The sequence below is a fragment of the Halobaculum sp. XH14 genome (genome assembly GCF_032116555.1).
Taxonomy (GTDB): domain Archaea; phylum Halobacteriota; class Halobacteria; order Halobacteriales; family Haloferacaceae; genus Halorarum; species Halorarum halobium.
In genome coordinates this window covers 1,281,380-1,298,273 of the sequence record NZ_CP134949.1, presented here as the reverse complement: position 1 = coordinate 1,298,273, position 16,894 = coordinate 1,281,380, and the positions used below count along the sequence as shown (strand labels likewise).

General features: G+C 69.8%; 12 protein-coding genes. 5 read left to right on the top strand and 7 right to left on the bottom strand.

Annotated features, from left to right (window positions below):
* The first annotated feature begins 10 nt into the window (after positions 1 to 10).
* Positions 11 to 682, top strand: coding sequence for a SprT-like domain-containing protein (locus RJT50_RS06560; RefSeq protein WP_313695212.1), 672 nt, complete (start codon positions 11 to 13; stop codon positions 680 to 682).
* A 52-nt stretch (positions 683 to 734) separates the two neighbouring features.
* On the opposite strand, the gene gyrA is transcribed toward RJT50_RS06560, so the two are convergent.
* Positions 735 to 3,293, bottom strand: coding sequence for a DNA gyrase subunit A (gyrA, locus tag RJT50_RS06555; protein ID WP_313695211.1), 2,559 nt, complete (start codon positions 3,291 to 3,293; stop codon positions 735 to 737).
* 503 nt (positions 3,294 to 3,796) lie between these two features.
* Positions 3,797 to 5,731, bottom strand: coding sequence for a DNA topoisomerase (ATP-hydrolyzing) subunit B (gyrB, locus tag RJT50_RS06550; protein WP_313695210.1), 1,935 nt, complete (start codon positions 5,729 to 5,731; stop codon positions 3,797 to 3,799).
* Positions 5,732 to 6,077: 346 nt separating this feature from the next.
* Between gyrB and RJT50_RS06545 the strand changes: the two genes are divergently transcribed.
* On the top strand, positions 6,078 to 8,501 hold the full coding sequence (locus RJT50_RS06545) for a DNA topoisomerase VI subunit B (protein ID WP_313695209.1): 2,424 nt from the start codon (positions 6,078 to 6,080) through the stop codon (positions 8,499 to 8,501).
* A 1-nt stretch (position 8,502) separates the two neighbouring features.
* Complete coding sequence (locus tag RJT50_RS06540; RefSeq protein WP_313695208.1) at positions 8,503 to 9,621, top strand: DNA topoisomerase IV subunit A; 1,119 nt, start codon at positions 8,503 to 8,505, stop codon at positions 9,619 to 9,621.
* On the opposite strand, the gene RJT50_RS06535 is transcribed toward RJT50_RS06540, so the two are convergent.
* From RJT50_RS06535 to RJT50_RS06515, 5 genes are all read right to left on the bottom strand, one after another.
* Entirely contained in the window at positions 9,622 to 10,578 is a 957-nt protein-coding gene (locus tag RJT50_RS06535; RefSeq protein WP_313695207.1) for a DUF8108 domain-containing protein, read from the bottom strand. It lies immediately after the preceding gene.
* Positions 10,579 to 10,653: 75 nt separating this feature from the next.
* Positions 10,654 to 11,427: an MBL fold metallo-hydrolase gene (locus RJT50_RS06530; RefSeq protein ID WP_313695206.1), complete on the bottom strand. Its 774-nt coding sequence runs from the start codon at positions 11,425 to 11,427 to the stop codon at positions 10,654 to 10,656.
* Positions 11,428 to 11,452: 25 nt separating this feature from the next.
* Entirely contained in the window at positions 11,453 to 11,653 is a 201-nt protein-coding gene (locus RJT50_RS06525; protein ID WP_313695205.1) for a hypothetical protein, read from the bottom strand.
* Between the two features lie 85 nt (positions 11,654 to 11,738).
* Positions 11,739 to 13,520, bottom strand: a complete 1,782-nt coding sequence (locus RJT50_RS06520; protein ID WP_313695204.1) for an ATP-dependent DNA ligase — start codon at positions 13,518 to 13,520, stop codon at positions 11,739 to 11,741.
* Positions 13,521 to 13,565: 45 nt separating this feature from the next.
* Positions 13,566 to 14,033 carry a DUF6884 domain-containing protein gene (locus RJT50_RS06515; protein ID WP_313695203.1) on the bottom strand — a complete coding sequence of 156 codons (468 nt, stop codon included), beginning with the start codon at positions 14,031 to 14,033 and terminating at the stop codon, positions 13,566 to 13,568.
* A gap of 97 nt (positions 14,034 to 14,130) precedes the next feature.
* Between RJT50_RS06515 and RJT50_RS06510 the strand changes: the two genes are divergently transcribed.
* Both RJT50_RS06510 and RJT50_RS06505 read left to right on the top strand, forming a co-directional pair.
* Positions 14,131 to 15,678: a glutamate-cysteine ligase family protein gene (locus tag RJT50_RS06510; RefSeq protein ID WP_313695202.1), complete on the top strand. Its 1,548-nt coding sequence runs from the start codon at positions 14,131 to 14,133 to the stop codon at positions 15,676 to 15,678.
* 144 nt (positions 15,679 to 15,822) lie between these two features.
* A complete protein-coding gene (locus tag RJT50_RS06505) occupies positions 15,823 to 16,848 on the top strand; it encodes an mRNA 3'-end processing factor (protein WP_313695201.1) in 1,026 nt (341 codons plus the stop codon).
* The last annotated feature ends 46 nt before the right edge of the window (positions 16,849 to 16,894 follow it).

Sequence of the window (16,894 nt, the reverse complement as noted above, 5' to 3'; positions counted from 1 at the left end):
ACGTGCGCCGGTGAACCGGCACCGACAGAACGATTATCGTCCTCCCGCCACGGTCGATATCGACTTCGACGACGTCGGGACGGACGCGGAGATCGTGGCCTACAGCGAGCGCTACGCCCGGGTGGCGGTCATCGAGTTCGACGTCGAGGTGAGCCTCGACCGCAACGTCGGGTGGAGCGTCTCCGACCGCGCGAAGCGCCGGGCGGCCGCGGTGAAACACCCGAAGCTTCCGGGCACCGAGGTCGGTCGCCCCGTCGACTGGCGGGAGGTTCGTCGGGAACACGGCGACGTGCTCGACCGGTCGCGGTTCGACAGCCTGGACGCCTGCGAGGTCGTCTGTTCCCGCCGGGCGGTCGACGCCTACGACGAGGCGGAGTGGCGACGGACGCTCCGTCACGAACTCGTTCACGTCGAGCAGTTCCAGCGATTCGGGACGACCGGCCACGGCGCGTGGTTCCGACGGCGCGCCGAGGCCGTCGACGCCGACCCGCACTGTCCCGCGTTCCACCGGGGTCGCTACCTGCTGCGGTGTCGTGACTGCGGCGACGTACTGTTCGATCGCTGTCGCCGGTGCGAGACGACGCGGCTCGCCGAGTTGCCGCCCGCGAAACAGGCCCGGCGCGTCGAGTCGACCGCCTGCTGTGACGCGTACTACGAACTCGAGGACACCGGGGCGGACTGAGGAGGGAACCCGATCGGTGATCGGCGACCGCGTTCCCGGGGCCGCGGATCCGTTATTCGTCGTCGTCCGCCGAATCCTCGACGCGGGCGGCGGGCAGCACGTCGACCGTCGCCACCGAGTCAGCCTCGTCGAGCGCCATCACCGTGACGCCCATCGTGTTCCGCCCGATGGTGGAGACGTCCTCGACGCGGGTGCGCACGATCTGGCCGCGCTCGCTCATGGCGAACAGGTGATCGCCGTACGTGACCGCCTCGACCGCGATGGACGGGCCGTTCCGTTCGTTCGTCTTGATGTCGATGAGCCCCTTGCCGTTGCGGCTCTGGACGCGGTACTCGTCGAGGTCGGTCCGCTTGCCGTAGCCGTTTCGCGTCACCGTGAGCACCCAGTCGTGCTGGGCCGGGTCGATGGCGGCCAGGCCGGCGACGCTGTCGCCGGCCTCCAGATCGATGCCCCGGACGCCGCGCGCGGAGCGGCCCATCGCACGCACCTCGGACTCGTCGAACCGGATCGCCATGCCGCCGCGGGTGCCGATGACGAGGTCGCGGCTGCCGTCGGTCACCTCGACGTCGGCGAGTTCGTCGCCGTCCTCGAGTTTGATGGCCCGGATGCCCGTCGAGAGGATGTTTCGGAACTCCTCGCCCGCGGTTCGTTTCACGTAGCCGTCGCGGGTGACCATCGTGAGGTACTGGTCCGGGGCCTCGTCCCCGTCGACGCCGGTCGCGGCGTCCGCGTCGCCGTCAGCGTCGTCGCCGTCCCTCGCACCCGCGCCGCCGATGTCGTCGCAGTTGACGACCGCGGTGATCTCCTCGCCGTCGTCGAGATCGAGCACGTTGACGGCGGACTTCCCGCGGGCCGTGCGGCCCATCTCGGGCACCTGGTACGTCTTCAGCTGGTACACCTGTCCGTGGGTGGTGAAACAGAGCAGGTAGTCGTGGGTCGAGGCGAGAAACACCGAGGAGACGCGGTCGCCCTCCTTCAGATCCGCGCCGATGATGCCCTTCCCGCCGCGGTTCTGCGCGCGGAATTCGGCGGCCGGCATCCGCTTGATGTAGTCGTCCTCGCTGACGACGACGACCGACTCCTCCTCGGGGATGAGGTCCTCGTGGGTGACGGTGCCGGTGTCCTCGACGAAGCCGGTCCGGCGCTCGTCGTCGTACTCCTCCCTGATCTCGCGGAGTTCTGACTTGATGACGCCCAGCAGTTCGGACTCGGAGGCCAGGATCTCCTCCAGTCGCTCGATGCGGGCGATCACGTCCTCGTACTCCTCCTCGATCTCGGCGGCCTCGAGCGAGGTGAGCGAGCCGAGCTGCATCCGGACGATGTGCTGGGCCTGGGCCTCCGAGAAGTCGAACGTCTCGCGCAGCGCGGCCTTCGCCTCGTCGCGGTCCTCGCTGTTCCGGATCGTCTCGACGACGTCCTCGACGTTGTCGAGCGCCTTCAGCCGGCCCTCGAGGATGTGCGCGCGGTCCTCGGCCTCGCCGAGTTCGTGCTCGGTCCGGCGGGTGACCACCTCCTTGCGGTGGTCGATGTACTCCGCGAGCGTCTCCTTCAGGGTGAGCACGCGCGGCTGGCCGTCGACCAGCGCGAGGTTGATGACGCCGAACGTCCGTTCGAGGTGGTGCTCGACGAGCTGGTTCTTCACGACCTCGACGTTCGCGCCCCGCTTCAGTTCGATGACGACGCGGACGCCGTCGCGGTCGGACTCGTCGCGCAGGTCGGAGATTCCCTCGAGGACGCCCTCGTTCACGTCCTCGGCGATGCGCTCGACGAGGCGCGCCTTGTTCTGCTGGTAGGGGACCTCGGTGACGACGATGCGCCGTCGGTCACCGTCGAACTCCTCGACCTCGAACTCGGCGCGGACGCGGACGCGTCCTCGGCCGGTCTCGTAGGCTTTCCGGACGGCGTTGCGCCCGACGATGTTCGCCCCGGTCGGGAAGTCGGGCCCCTTGACGTGCTGCATGAGGTCACCGACTGTCGCGTCTGGGTCGTCGATGAGTTCGATGGTCGCGTCGATGACCTCCCCGAGGTTGTGCGGGGGAACCTTCGTCGACATCCCGACGGCGATGCCGGTCGAGCCGTTGACCAGCAGGTTCGGGTACGCCGAGGGCAGCACCTCGGGCTCCTGCAGGCGATCGTCGTAGTTCGAGGCGAAATCGACGGTGTCCCGCTCGATGTCCTCGAGCAGTTCCTCGGCGATGGGGGCCATCCGGGCCTCCGTGTACCGCATCGCCGCGGCGGGGTCGCCGTCCATCGACCCGAAGTTCCCCTGGCCGTCCACGAGCGGGTAGCGCATGGAGAACTCCTGGGCCATGCCGACGAGCGTGTCGTAGATGGCCGAGTCGCCGTGCGGGTGGTAATCACCCATCGTCTCGCCGACGATGGAGGAGGACTTCCGGTGGCTCGTATTCGAGGTGAGCCCCATCTCGTGCATCGCGTAGAGGATGCGCCGGTGGACCGGTTTGAGGCCGTCACGGACGTCCGGGAGCGCCCGGCCGGCGATGACGGACATCGCGTAGTCGATGTACGACTGCTCCATCTCCTCCTCGATGCGGACGTGTTCGACCTGGGCGGCTCTGACGTCGCCGGGGTCGACTGGTGGCTCTGAACTCATTCGTATCTGCCTTCGGTTGCGTCGTGGCTGCTGTCAGTCGATTCGTCTCTACGGGGAACAGCGGGAACGTTCGCGGAAGCCCGCGCACGCTCGGCTCCCGCGGACCGCGCTGTGCTCCTCGGCTCGCTACGCTCGCCTGTGGTGCTTGCGGGTCCGGGGTTCGCCGAGCGTGCGCCCCCTTCCGGATTCCCACCCTGCCGGCTGTTCAGCCGACGGCGCTGGCGGGGAGGCCGGGAAGCGGCGCTCCTCCACACCCCGGCGCGTGCGAGCCGCCGGGTGTGAGCGTGCATGCGTCCAAAGTGGGACGACCGCCTCCTGGCGGACTCCGAAAGGGCGAGGGCTCTCGGGGACGGCGGACGACGCAAGCACCGCAGCCGAGGGAGCGGAGCGACCGAGGCGAGGAGCGCAGCGAGGCCCCCGAGCCGAGAGCCCGAGGGCTTTCGCGCCTCCCCGTCGTCCGGTCGACGTCGCTCGATTGAGGATGAATATCGCAGACGATCCATCTAAATATCGACCCACTCCGCCTCGGGAGCGTGGTCCTTGATGAACTGCTTTCGGGGCTCGACGGCGTCGCCCATCAGCACGTTGAACATCTTGTCCGCGGCCGCGGCGTCCTCGATGTTGATCTGCTTGAGGATGCGCTGGTCCGGGTCCATCGTCGTGTCCCAGAGCTGTTCGGGGTTCATCTCGCCGAGGCCCTTGAACCGCTGGACCTGCGTCGGGTTGCCGTCGCACTTCTCGGCGACGATGCGCTCCCGGTCGGCCTCGGTCATCGCGTCGTACGTGTTCCCGCGGTAGCGGATGCGGTAAAGCGGGGGCTTGGTCGCGTACACGTATCCTGCCTCCAGCAGCGGGCGCATGTGCCGGTAGAAGAACGTGAGCAGCAGCGTCCGGATGTGCGCGCCGTCGACGTCGGCGTCGGTCGCCATGATGATCTTCTGGTAGCGCGCGTCCTCGATGTCGAACTCGTCGCCGATGCCGGTGCCGATGGCGGTGACGATGTTCCGGATCTGATCGTTCTGGAGCACGCGGTCGAGCCGGTGTTTCTCCACGTTCAGCACCTTCCCGCGGATGGGCAGGACCGCCTGGATGTCCGGATCCCGGGCCTGCTTGGTCGACCCGCCCGCGGAGTCGCCCTCCACGATGAACAGTTCGGCCTCGCTCGGGTCCCGGGACTGGCAGTCCGAGAGTTTGCCCGGCAGCGCCGTCGTTTCGAGGGCGGACTTCCGGCGGGTGAGCTCCTCGGCCTGCTTTGCGGCCATCCGGGCGCGTGCGGCCTCCGCGGCCTTGCTGACGACCGCCTCCGCGACGTCCGGGTGCTCCTCGAAGTACGTCGCGAGATGCTGGTGCATCGCCGACTCGACGACGCCCCGAACCTCGCTGTTCCCGAGTTTCGTCTTCGTCTGTCCCTCGAACTGCGGATCGGGGTGTTTGACCGAGATGACGGCGGTGAGCCCCTCGCGGACGTCCTCGCCCTTGAGGTTGCCGTCGATGTCGCCGATGAGCCCGTTGTCGTTCGCGTAGTCGTTGACGACGCGGGTGAGCGCGGTCTTGAACCCGGTGAGGTGGGTGCCGCCCTCGCGCGTGTTGATGTTGTTGGCGAACGCGTGGACCGACCCCTGGAGTTCGTCGGTTGCCTGCATCGCCACCTCGACCTGGACGGGGCCGTCCTCGACGACCTCCTCGTCCTCGAAGTAGATGACGTCGCGGTGGAGCGGCGTCCGGGTCTCGTTGAGGTACTCGACGAACTCGCGGATGCCGCCGTCGTACCGGAACGTCTCCTCGGTGTCGTCGCGCTCGTCGGCGAGGACGATCTCGACGCCCGAGTTGAGAAACGCCAGTTCCCGCAGGCGGTTCGCGAGCGTGTCGAAGGTGAACTCGCGCGTCTCGAAGATCTCCTCGTCGGGCCAGAACCGGATCTCCGTGCCCGTCTCCTCGTCGTCGTCCATGTCCCGGACGCGTTCGAACGCGCCCTGGACCGGTTCGCCGCGGTCGAACTCGTGGTGCCAGACCGCGCCGTCGCGTTTCACCTCGACGGTGAGTTTCTCGCTCAGCGCGTTCACCACCGAGACGCCGACGCCATGGAGTCCCCCGGACACCTGGTAGGACTTGTTGTCGAACTTCCCGCCGGCGTGGAGGACGGTCATGATGACCTCCAGGGCCGGGCGGTCGTACTTCTCGTGGGTGTCGACCGGGATGCCGCGCCCGTCGTCACACACCGAGACGGAGTCGTCGTCGTGGACGGTCACCCCGATCTCGTCGCAGTGTCCGGCGAGTGCCTCGTCGATGGAGTTGTCGACGACCTCGTACACGAGGTGATGGAGGCCGCGAGCGTCCGTGGAGCCGATGTACATCGCCGGGCGCTTGCGAACGGCCTGGAGCCCTTCCAGAACCTGAATCTGCCCCGCGCCGTACTCACTCTCCCCTGTCTCAGACATAGGAACCTTACCTCCCGTAGTTGGTCGTCTCCTATAAAGTCCCCGCACGCGCGCGCACATGTGCGACTCGCGTCGGACGCTGACCAGCGGACACGTCCGAACCGAAGCGCCTGCTCAAGTACGGCGGCCCTACCGGCCCGCTGGGCGTTCTGGCGAGGGTTTCCTGCGGACTGCCCTGGGTACGGGAACCGCGCCGAGTTCGGTCCGAAACGGCACGATTTCGGTCCGGAACGATGCCGTTTCGGGTCGTAGGACCGGATTTCCGCGCCCGTCGGCTGGTGGTTTTCACTTCCACTCCGCTGGAGAAGCCGTTTTAAGCCCCCGCCCGGTAGGAGGGTCCACGAGAATGTCATCGTTCCAGTCGCAGCTCGGCGAGGAGGAGGGGATCGCCGACGAGCTGGCCGAGAGCCAGCGCGAGATCTCCATCGCCGAGTTCTTCGAGAAGAACAAGCACATGCTGGGCTTCGACTCGGGGGCACGGGGGCTCGTCACCGCCGTCAAGGAGGCGGTCGACAACGCCCTCGACGCCTGCGAGGAGGCCGGCATCAGACCGGACGTCTACGTCGAGATCCGCGAGGTCGGCGACTACTACCGGCTGATCGTCGAGGACAACGGGCCCGGCATCACCAAGGAACAGCTCCCGAAGGTGTTCGGGAAGCTGCTCTACGGCTCCCGCTTTCACGCACGCGAGCAGTCGCGCGGGCAGCAGGGGATCGGCATCTCCGCGGCCGTCCTCTACTCGCAGCTCACCTCCGGCAAGCCGGCGAAGATCACCAGCCGGCCGAAGGGACAGGCCGAGGCCCAGTACTTCGAGCTCATCATCGACACGGACACGAACGAGCCGGAGATCAAGGCCGACGAGCCGACCGCCTGGGACCGCTCGCACGGCACGCGCATCGAGGTCGAGATGGAGGCGAACATGCGCGCCCGGGCACAGCTCCACGACTACATCAAGCACACCGCGGTCGTCAACCCCCACGCGCGGCTTGAACTCCGCGAACCGGGCTCCGACGAGCCGCTGAAGTTCGAGCGCGGCACCGACCAGCTCCCGGCCGAGACCGAGGAGATCCGCCCGCACCCCCACGGCGTCGAACTCGGGACGCTCATCAAGATGCTGGAGGCGACCGAGTCCTACAGCGTCTCGGGCTTCCTCCAGGAGGAGTTCACCCGCGTCGGCAAGAAGACCGCCGACAAGGTGTGTGCCGGCTTCCGCGACCGCCACTTCGGCCGGGCGATGGGCTGGAGCGCCGGCGTGGACGCCGATCTCGATTCGGCGCTCACCGACGCCGTCTCGAACAAGGGATCCGAGGCGACCGACTTCTTCGCCGCGGAGGTCACGAGCACGCTCACCTCCCGGGAGCTGACGGCCCGCCACGAGCTCCGCGAGGTCGTCGACAACGTCGCTGACGCGACCGAGGAGGAGTACGACGTCACGTTCGGGAGCACGGTCCGGGACAACGCGGTCGAAGCCGCCTGGGCCGAACTGGCCGGATACGACTCGGACCCCGACGGCGAGGCGGAGGCACGCGACCGGCTGACGTCGGACCTGTACGCCGTCGTCGACGAGGCGACCTCGACCCGCAAGGACGACGAGACGAAACACGGCCTCGCCGAACGGCTCGCCCGGCGGATCGCCGCCGGCGGCGAACGGCACAGGGCGACGGAGGCGACCCTCCGCGCGTGGGTCGACGAGGCCGCTGCCGACACCGAGGAGTACGACGACGCGACCGTCGGCGAGACCGCACGCGAGAACGTCGTCGAGACGCTGTGGTCCCGGATGGCCACCGTCCCCGACGACCTCCCGAAAGTGAAGGAGGTCGCGGGCGACCGCGACGCGGCCTCCGCCCTGCTCGAGGGGATGCGCGAGACGGACATCCTCGCGCCGCCGACCGACTGTCTCGCGCCCATCACCGACGAACTCGTCGAGGCGGGACTGAAAAAGGAGTTCGACGCGGACTTCTACGCGGCGGCGACGCGGGACGCCGAGGTCCACGGCGGCGACCCGTTCATCGTCGAGGCCGGCATCGCGTACGGCGGCGAACTCGACTCGGAGGGTCAGGTCGACCTGCTCCGATTCGCCAACCGCGTCCCGCTCGTCTACCAGCGCGGCGCGTGTGCGACGACCGACGTGGTGAAGTCGATCGGCTGGCGCAACTACGGGCTCGACCAGCCCGGCGGCTCGGGGATGCCGAGCGGGCCGGCGGTCGTGATGATCCACGTCGCCTCCACGAACGTCCCGTTCACGAGCGAGTCGAAGGACGCCCTCGCCAACCTGCCCGAGATCGAAGACGAGATCGAACTGGCGGTACGCGAGGCGGCCCGCGAGCTGAAGTCGTATCTCAACAAGCGGCGCTCGCTCCAGAAGCGCCGCGAGAAGCAGGACGTGCTCGGCCGCATCCTGCCCGAGATGGCCGACAAGGTGTCGGCCGTGGTCGGGCGCGAGCGGCCGAACATCGAGGGGGCGATGGCGCGCATCATGAACAACGTCAGCGTCGAGCGCGAGCACGACGGCGACACCGTCAGGCTCGTCGTCGAGAACCACTCGGACCGGACCGAGGAGCTCGACGTGACCGACATCGTCTCCGCGGAGCCGAGCGGCGTCTCCGACGGCGCGAACGTCGTCGACCTCGACGGCGAGTGGTTCGTGAAGTGGTCACCCAGCGTCGCCGGCGGCGAGGAGGCGACCCTGGAGTACACGGTGGCGGACGACGCGGAGTTCGACGTCAACGTCGACGGCGTCGAGGCGGAGAAACTCACGGTGAACGCATAACATGAGCACTGATTCGGATTCCGAGACGAACGCACGGCTGAACGAGGAGCGGGCCCGCGAACAGCTCGTGGAGCTCGCCGCACAGTTCTACGACCAGTTCGAGGGCGGCGACGTCCCCCGGATGACGCTGCCGACCAGGACCAAGAGCAACATCGTCTTCGACGAGGAGAGCGACGTCTGGGTGTACGGCGACCGCACCTCCTCGCGGACCGCCAACTCGGTCCGCGGGGCCCGCAAGCTCCTCCGAGCGATCTACACGGTCGACTTCCTCGACCAGCAGCTCGAGGAGGACCGCTCGTCCACCCTGCGTGAGCTGTACTACCTCAGCGAGTCGTGGGACTCCGAGGAGGCGCAGTTCACCAGCCAGGACGAGTCGAACCAGCTCGTCGAGGACCTGGAGATCGTCTCGGAAGTCACCCGCGAGGACTTCCACATGCGCCCGGAGGAGTCGGGCGCGAAGCTGATGGGCCCGCTCCGCCTCCGCGAGCAGACCCGGCGGGGCGACCGCGAGATCCACTGTCAGGACGACGTCGGGCAGGGGGGCTACCAGATCCCCAACAACCCGGACACGATCGAGTTCCTCGATCACGACGTCGACTTCGTCATGTGCGTCGAGACCGGCGGCATGCGCGACCGGCTCGTCGAGAACGGGTTCGACGACGAGTACGACTGTCTCGTCGTCCACCTGGGGGGACAGCCGGCGCGCGCGACCCGGCGCATCACGAAGCGCCTCCACGACGAACTCGGTGCCCCGGTCGTCGTGTTCTGTGACGGCGACCCGTGGTCCTACCGCATCTTCGGCTCCGTCGCGTACGGCTCGATCAAGTCGGCACACCTCTCGGAGTATCTCGCCACGCCCGAGGCCGAGTACGTCGGCATCCGCCCGCAGGACATCGTCGACTACGACCTGCCGACCGACCCGCTCTCGGACTCCGACGTCAACGCCCTCGAGTCGGAACTGGAGGACCCGCGCTTCCAGACCGACTTCTGGGAGGAACAGATCGAGCTCCAGCTCGACATCGACAAGAAGGCCGAACAGCAGGCGCTCGCCGCGCAGGGGCTCGACTTCGTGACCGACACCTACCTCCCCGAGCGGCTCGATGAGATGGGCGTCATCTGATCAGGGCTCCCGTTCCGTCTCGGTCGGCCGGGCCGCCCCCGCGTCGGCACGCGTCGCGTTCCCGTCCGCCGGCGTCGGGGTCCCGCCCACCGATTCCGGTTCCCCATCGGCCGATTCCGCATCGGCCGACGCCGGTTCCCCCTCCATCGACGTCCCGTCCCGGGACGGCCCCTCACTGCCCTCGAAGCAGTGCCGACAGTAGACGTTCTCCCCCTCCTCGTACGTCCGGAGCGGGAGGCCCGCGAGATACCACCGGTCGGCGTAGCCGCGGCGGACGCCCGAGCGGACCCGACCGCCACACGCGGCACAGCGCTCGGGCGGGTTCCGGACGCGGTCGGTGGTGACCGTCCGCTTCCGGCCGTGGGTCGAGCGCGGGACGTCGCCCTGCCGGGCGGCCAGCGGGAAGAGCGTCACGGCGAACGCGACGGCGAGGAACAGCCCGCCCGAGAGCAGCGTGAGCGGGCCGGACGTGACCGAGGCGGCCCCCGCGGCGAACGTGACCGCGGCCGCGACCACGAGCAGGAACCCCAGGGTGGCACCCGCCGCCGTCCAGGGGTCCACGCCGAGTCCGGCGTCGTGGGAGTAGGAGCGCTCGGTTCCGTCCGCGCGGACCTCCCGACGCGGCGCGCCGGAGGTGCGGCGGTACCAGGCGTACAGCAGGTTCCCGAACCCGCCGGTCAGCACGAGCAACACGAGGTGGACCGGAAGCGAGCCGAACCCCCTGTCGACCAGCACGACGCGGTCGCCGTGGTCGTGTTCGACCGCCCAGCCGCGGACCCTGAAGTCCTCGACCCGCCTGCGGAGCCAGGCGATGTCGTCCGGGTCGGCGTCGGCGGAAGCGGCCGTCGGATCGTCGAGTCGAAGGTGGCGGCCACACTGTGCACAAAAGCGGTCGGCCGCGTTCGGCGGCGTCCCGCAGTCGGGACAGAACCGGGGGGCGTGGGCGGGGGAGACCACGGCAGGTGGGAGACGGGGAACGAGGAAAGCCCTTGCGCGTCCGACAACCAACTGGTGGCTACGCGGTCCGTTCGGCTACGACGACTCGTCGAGCGCGACCGGAACCGACCGCCCCGCCACGTCGGCCGCGAACGCGGCCGAGTCCGCCTCGAGGAACGACTGGGTGTTGTAGTGGATGGGAACGACCAGGTCCGGGTCCATTCGCTCGGCCAGGTCAGCCGCCTCAGGAGCGCTCATACAGACCGTGCCCGAGACGTTGGCCAGAAACAGCGAGACGTCGAGTTCGGCGAACGCGTCCAGCGCGTCGGAGTCGCCGGGCCAGAACACCGAGGTGCCCGCCGATCCGAGGGTGAACCGGTAGCCGACGCCGGTCCCGCGGGGGTGGAGCACCGAGCCGTCGTCCTGCGTGTGGGGACCGTCTGGATCGTTGTACGCCGGGAGGGACCAGACGTCGCCGACGCCGTCGACCGCGACGTGGTCGGCCTCGCCGATCCGGACCACGTCGAACGGGAGTTCGTCGACGGGCTTCACGTCCCTGTCGACGTCGCCGGCGTCGATGCCCTCGAAGGCGACGACGGTCGCGTCGTCCGCGGCGACGCGCTCGATGCCGTCGGGGTCGTAGTGGTGGCCATGGGTGACGAGCACGAGGTCCGCGTCGGTCGGCCGGTGGTCGGTCGCGCGGGGATGTGCCGCCTCGCGCGGGTTGCCGCCGCCGGGCGGAGTCCACTCGCCCGTCAGCACGCCGTAGCGGCCGGGGTCGACGTAGGCGACCGTGCCGTCGGTCGCCTCCAGTCGCGCCGTCGCGTAGCCGTACCACGTCACCCGGAGGTCGTCGTGTCTGACCGTCATACCACCCGGTTCGACCGGCCGCCGTCTATAGGTATCGCTCGCCGAGCGGTTCGGCGGCGAAGCCGACCGAGAACGCGAGAAGGACCGTCGTGAGCGCCGCGAGTCTGAGCGTCGTGACCTGCGAGCCGCCCGAAACGGCGGCGGCGACCGTCGCGGCGAGCGCGACGACGAACGCCAGCGAGAACAGCGCGGCCATCGGATGCTCGGCGACGGCGCGAACGTCCATGGGTTCGCTCGGTCCGGTCGGGTGAAGATTCTTGCCGTCCGGATCGAGCGTCCCGCCGTCCGTGCCGTGGACCACGGGCGGTGAACTACTGTTCGTCCGCGAGCCGTTCGACCCGCTCCAGCGAGTCGGCCGCCGGCGGCTCCTTGTCCTCGCGGACCGCGACGAACCGCGGGAAGCGGAGCGCGTAGCCCGAGGAGTACGTCGGCGACGCCTGGATCTCCTCGTAGCCGACCTCGAACACGACCTCGGGTCTGAGGTCCACGTCGGTCCCCGATTCGTCGACGACGTGCGGTTCCAGCAGGTCGGTCAACTCGACGAGTTGCTCGTCCGTGATGCCCGTGGCGACCTTCCCGATGGTCTCGTACGCCTCGCCGTTCCGGGCCGAGAGGAGGAACGTCCCCAGCAGTTCCGCCCGGCGCCCTTCCCCCCACTCGGCCCCGGTGACGACCAGGTCCAGCGTCTCCACGTCCGGCTTGCGCTTGAGCCAGTGCTTCCCGCGCTTGCCGGGCGAGTACGTCGAGTCCGGGTTCTTCAGCATGATCCCCTCGTGGCCCGCGGTCAACGCGTCCGCCTCGTGGGACTCGATCTCGTCGGGGGCCGCCGAGACGAGTAGCTCCGAGACGCCGGCGTCCAGCACCTCGGAGAGCCGCTCGTGACGTTCCGTCAGCGGCGCGTCCAGCAGGTCCGTCCCGTCGGCGTGGAGACAGTCGAACGCCCGGAGCTCCACGGACACCTCCTCGCGGAGCCGGTCGACGTCGTACTTGCGGCGGAAGCGGCGGAGGATCTCCTGGAACGGGAGCGGCTCGCCGTCCTCGCCCACCGCGACCGCCTCGCCGTCGACGATCGCCGGGGCGTCGAGGTGCTCCTCGGCGTGTTCGACCAGTTCCGGGAGCGCGTCGGTCACGTCCTCCATGTTCCGCGAGTACACGGCGGTCGAATCGCCGTCGTGGTGGATCTGGACGCGTGCGCCGTCGTACTTCGTCTCGACGGCGGCCCGGTCCCACTCCGCGAGCGCGTCGGTGACCGTCCCGGCCCGTGCCAGCATCGCGCGAACCGGTCGGCCGACCTCCAGCGAAACGTCGTGGAGACCCGCGAGTCCCTCCGACCGTGCCAGTTCAGCGACGCGGCCGTAGTCGTTCGTCACCTGCAGTGCCGACTCGACGGCGGCGACCAGTTCGGCCGTCCCGTCGTCCTCCTCGCGCTCCTCGACCGGCCTCGTCACGTTCGCGTCGAGGAACGTCTCCGCGATGGCGTCCCGGACGGTGCCCCCGCCCACCCCGATCCGCATCTCGCCGAGGACGAGCCGCGCGAGGTACTTCGCCTCCGCGGGGGAGGCGCGATTGAACATGCCGAACAGCGTGTCCCTGCGGACGTCCTCGCTCCCCACGCCCTCTGCCGCGGCGACCCGCTCAAACGACTCGTCCACCTCGCGGACGGTGAGATCGGTTCCCGAGGGGGACCCGCCTCTCCCGTCGCCGGATCGGTCGGCGTCGTCGCCGCCTTCCTCAGCACTGCTCCCGCGGGCATCGTCGCCGCCACCGAACGCTGCGAGGCCGGTCTGGCCGCCGAACTCGTAGCTCGCGGCGACCGCGCCGATCTCGCCCGTCTCGGCCAGCCTGTCCTCGACGTCGTCGGCCGTGACGTTCGTGCCGGCGGCGCGGGCGATCGCCTCGTAACACAGCGACGGGCCGACCGCGAGCTTCCGGGTATCCCAGCCCGGAAACAGCCTGCCCTGGAGGAAGCGCGCGACGACCGGCAGGTCGGCGTCCGCGTCGGCGAGGGCGTCGGCGACGAGGCCGACGGTGCCGAGGTCTGCCTCCTCGGCCTCGATCCCGTCAGCCCGCTCCGCGAATGCCGCAAAGTCCATACCGACGCTGGCCGGTGGCGGCGAATAAATCCGCCGACTCGGCGCTCACGAGCGGTCCCGTCGCCTGATCTCGAGCTGTTCGGTCAGCCACTGCTGTTGCCGCTCGGCCCCGCCAAAGCCCGCCAGCGGCTCGCTCGTGCTCGCGCCCGCCGAGCCGATCCGGGTCCGGAACCCGCCGCGCTCGTTCAGCGTGGTCCGCATCGCTCGGCTCGCCAGGACCGCCACCTCCTCGTACTCCTGCTCGCGGACGATCGCCGCGACGTCGCCGACCACGTCCATCGCCCACCGGGCCCGGGCCGCCGGCTCCATCCCCTCGATCGTCGTCCCGTCCGGCGTCACCGTCTCGGCCGGGCCGAGGACGCCCGCGTCGGCAGCGAGGACGAGCCAGTCGTCGTAGCTAGTGCGTGCGAACTCGCGCTTCAGCCGGAAGAACTCCGTGTCGTCGACGCTCCCGGCTGCGGCCGGTTCGAGCGGTTCGTTCGGGATCGCCTGGACGAGTCCGACCGATCGCATCGGTCCACCTCTCTCGGAGCCGACCATAACGCTTCTCACCTGCGGCGACCGCGATTCGCCCGACGCGTTCAAGGGGAACGCGAGCCCACCCCAGCCCATGGCAGACGGGGACGCCGACTTCGCAGGGCGCGTCGGGGACGTACTCGACGTGGACGCCGAGGAGTTCAGCCACCGGGCCGCCGTCGACGCCGAGACGGTGAAAGCGCTCATCGGGGAGGGCGCGTTCGACAACCACCAGTCGATCGTCGGCCTCGAGTACGAGTTCTACGCCGTCTCGGAAGGGCGCTGGCGCGGCGACGCGGCCGACGAGCAGGCGTACGCGCTCTGCCGGGTGCCCAGGCGGCTGCTCGACCTGATCGGCTTCGAGAAGGAGCTCGGCTTCCACAACGCCGAGATGACGACGAGCCCGCAGCCGCTGAACCCGAACGGGCTGCGCGCCCAGACCGCCGAGGTTCGCGCCAGGCTGTCGGCCGCGCTCGAAACGACCGCGTCCGAGGGGATGCGGCTCGTGAGCGACGGGCTCTGGACCATCCCGCCCGCGGGCGAGACGGCCCGGGCGTACCTCACCGACTCTATCCTCGACGACGGCGTCCGCGTCGCCACGAACATGAGCGACGCCGTCCGGTACCACGCGATGGCGAACGGCCCCTCGGCCGCCGACTCGTTCCGGGTCGAGGCCCCGCACGTCGACCTGATCGCCGACACCGTGATGCCGGAGAGCCTGATCACGTCGATCCAGCCCCACTACCAGGTGCCGACGGCCGTCGACGTGCCGACGTACCACAACCTGGGCCTGCGGATCGCCGGGCCGCTGCTCGCGCTCGGCGTCAACTCCCCGTTCTTCCCGCCGGACCTCTACGAGTCGGACGCGACCGCCGAGGAGATCGTCGCCGACGGCTGGCACGAGAACCGGGTTCCGGTGTTCGAGTCGGTGCTCAACCGGGGCGTGAGCGAGGACAAGGTGCGGTTCCCCGACGACCTCGAGACGGTCTCGGAGGCGGTCGACCGCATCGCCGCCGACGAGACGGTCGTCCCGATGCCGACCGGGGACGGCGACCGCTTCGACGACGCGTTCGCCACGCTGCGGCGCAAACACGGCACGTTCTGGCGCTGGGTCCGGCCGGTGTTCGACGGCCCGACCCGCTCTGCCGCGAACGCACGGATCGAGTTCCGACCGCTGCCGGCCCAGCCCACCGTCAGGGACTCGGTCGCGTTCCTCGCGGCGTTCGCCGGCCTGATGGAGAGCCTGCCGCGCCGCCGCCACCCCGTCGCCGACCTCGACTGGGACGTCGCCGAGTCGAACTTCTACGCGGCCGTCGAGGACGGCATCGACGCGGACCTGACGTGGCTGACGACCGACGGCGCGGAGACGACGAGCAGCGAGCGCGCGTTCGAGGACGTCCTCTCGCACGCCGAGGCGGGGCTGGAGGACGCCGGCTGCGACGAGGAGACCGCCAAGCGCTACCTCGCCCCGCTTCGACACCGGGCCGAGGCGGGCGTGACGCCGGCCGGCTGGAAGCGCCGACGGGTCCGCGACCGGCTGGACGAGGGACTCCCGCTCGCGGACGCAATCGGAGGGATGCAGCGCGAGTACGTCGCCCGCCAGTCCGAGACGCTGCTGGACGGCTGCTTTGCCGACTGGTAGCCAAGCGTTCGACCCGGACTTCCCGCGCGGCGCGACGGCGGACGACCGCGGTGCGACCGTGAACTGCGACTGCGCGACCGCGAACTCACGTCCACTTCCGTCCCGCGGAGAAGCGTCTTGTCGGTCGGCCCCCTCCCCCCAGGCGTGACCGACACCGGCGTCTCGCTGCACGACGGCGTCCACGTCGACCTCTCGGACGGGACGAGCGTCGTCGTCGACGCCGGCTCGCCCGACGGCGACGTGAACGTGCTGACTCACGCGCACGGCGACCACCTGTTCCGCGGGAACCCGGGCCCCGTCGTCTGCTCGGCCGCGACCGCCGACATCGCGCGGGAGCGCCGCCCGTCGGCGGACGTCGAACGCACGGACGACCCCCGCGTCGGACTCGTGAACGCCGGTCACGTCGCCGGCTCCAGGGCGGCCGTGATCACCGACCCGGACGGGACGCGCTACTGCGTCACGGGCGACGTCTCGACGCGGGACCGGCTCTACCTCGACGGCTTCGATCCGCCGGACGTCGACGTACTCGTGGTCGAGGCGACGTACGGGAGCCCCGAGTACGTCCTCCCGCCACAGGCCGAGGTGGAACGCGAGATCCACGACTGGCTGGCCGACACGATGGACCGCCCCGTCCTGCTGTTCGGCTACTCGCTCGGCCGCGCGCAGAAACTGCAGGTGCTCGCGGCCGAAAGCGACCGCGAGCGGGTGTTCGTCACCGAGTCCGTCGCGCGGATCACCGACGCACTGGCTCCACACGTCGACGCGACGTTCGACGCGGCGGTGTGGGACGCGGACGCCGCTTCCGGGGGTTCCGGCCCCGCGGGTTCGAGCCCCGCGGGCCTGGGGCCCGGCGACGCGCTCGTCCTCCCGCGCGGGCGGGCCACGCGCTCGCTCGCCGAGCGACTGCGGACCGAGCGGGGCGCGCTCGCTGCCGGCTTCTCCGGATGGGCGATCGACGACTCGTTCCGCTACCGCGGAAACTACGACGCGACGTTCGCGCTGTCGGACCACTGCGACTTCCCGGAGCTGTGCGCGCTCGTCGAGGTCGCGGACCCGGACGAGGTGTACACGATGCACGGCTCGACGGACGAACTGGCGACCGAGTTGACGCGCAGGGGGTTCCGGGCAACGGCGCTCAGGAAGGGACAGGCGACGCTGGGTGACTTCTGATCGGATCGGAAACGAAGCGGCCCGGGGTCGTGGGTCGGCTACCCGA

What these genes read in the sequence shown, in the direction of transcription:
- gyrA (WP_313695211.1), bottom strand. Translation starts at nt 3,293, where the DNA reads ATGAGTTCAGAGCCACCAGTCGACCCCGGCGACGTCAGAGCCGCCCAG.
- gyrB (WP_313695210.1), bottom strand. Translation starts at nt 5,731, where the DNA reads ATGTCTGAGACAGGGGAGAGTGAGTACGGCGCGGGGCAGATTCAGGTT.
- RJT50_RS06545 (WP_313695209.1), top strand. Translation starts at nt 6,078, where the DNA reads ATGTCATCGTTCCAGTCGCAGCTCGGCGAGGAGGAGGGGATCGCCGAC.
- RJT50_RS06540 (WP_313695208.1), top strand. Translation starts at nt 8,503, where the DNA reads ATGAGCACTGATTCGGATTCCGAGACGAACGCACGGCTGAACGAGGAG.
- RJT50_RS06530 (WP_313695206.1), bottom strand. Translation starts at nt 11,427, where the DNA reads ATGACGGTCAGACACGACGACCTCCGGGTGACGTGGTACGGCTACGCG.
- RJT50_RS06525 (WP_313695205.1), bottom strand. Translation starts at nt 11,653, where the DNA reads ATGGACGTTCGCGCCGTCGCCGAGCATCCGATGGCCGCGCTGTTCTCG.
- RJT50_RS06520 (WP_313695204.1), bottom strand. Translation starts at nt 13,520, where the DNA reads ATGGACTTTGCGGCATTCGCGGAGCGGGCTGACGGGATCGAGGCCGAG.
- RJT50_RS06515 (WP_313695203.1), bottom strand. Translation starts at nt 14,033, where the DNA reads ATGCGATCGGTCGGACTCGTCCAGGCGATCCCGAACGAACCGCTCGAA.
- RJT50_RS06510 (WP_313695202.1), top strand. Translation starts at nt 14,131, where the DNA reads ATGGCAGACGGGGACGCCGACTTCGCAGGGCGCGTCGGGGACGTACTC.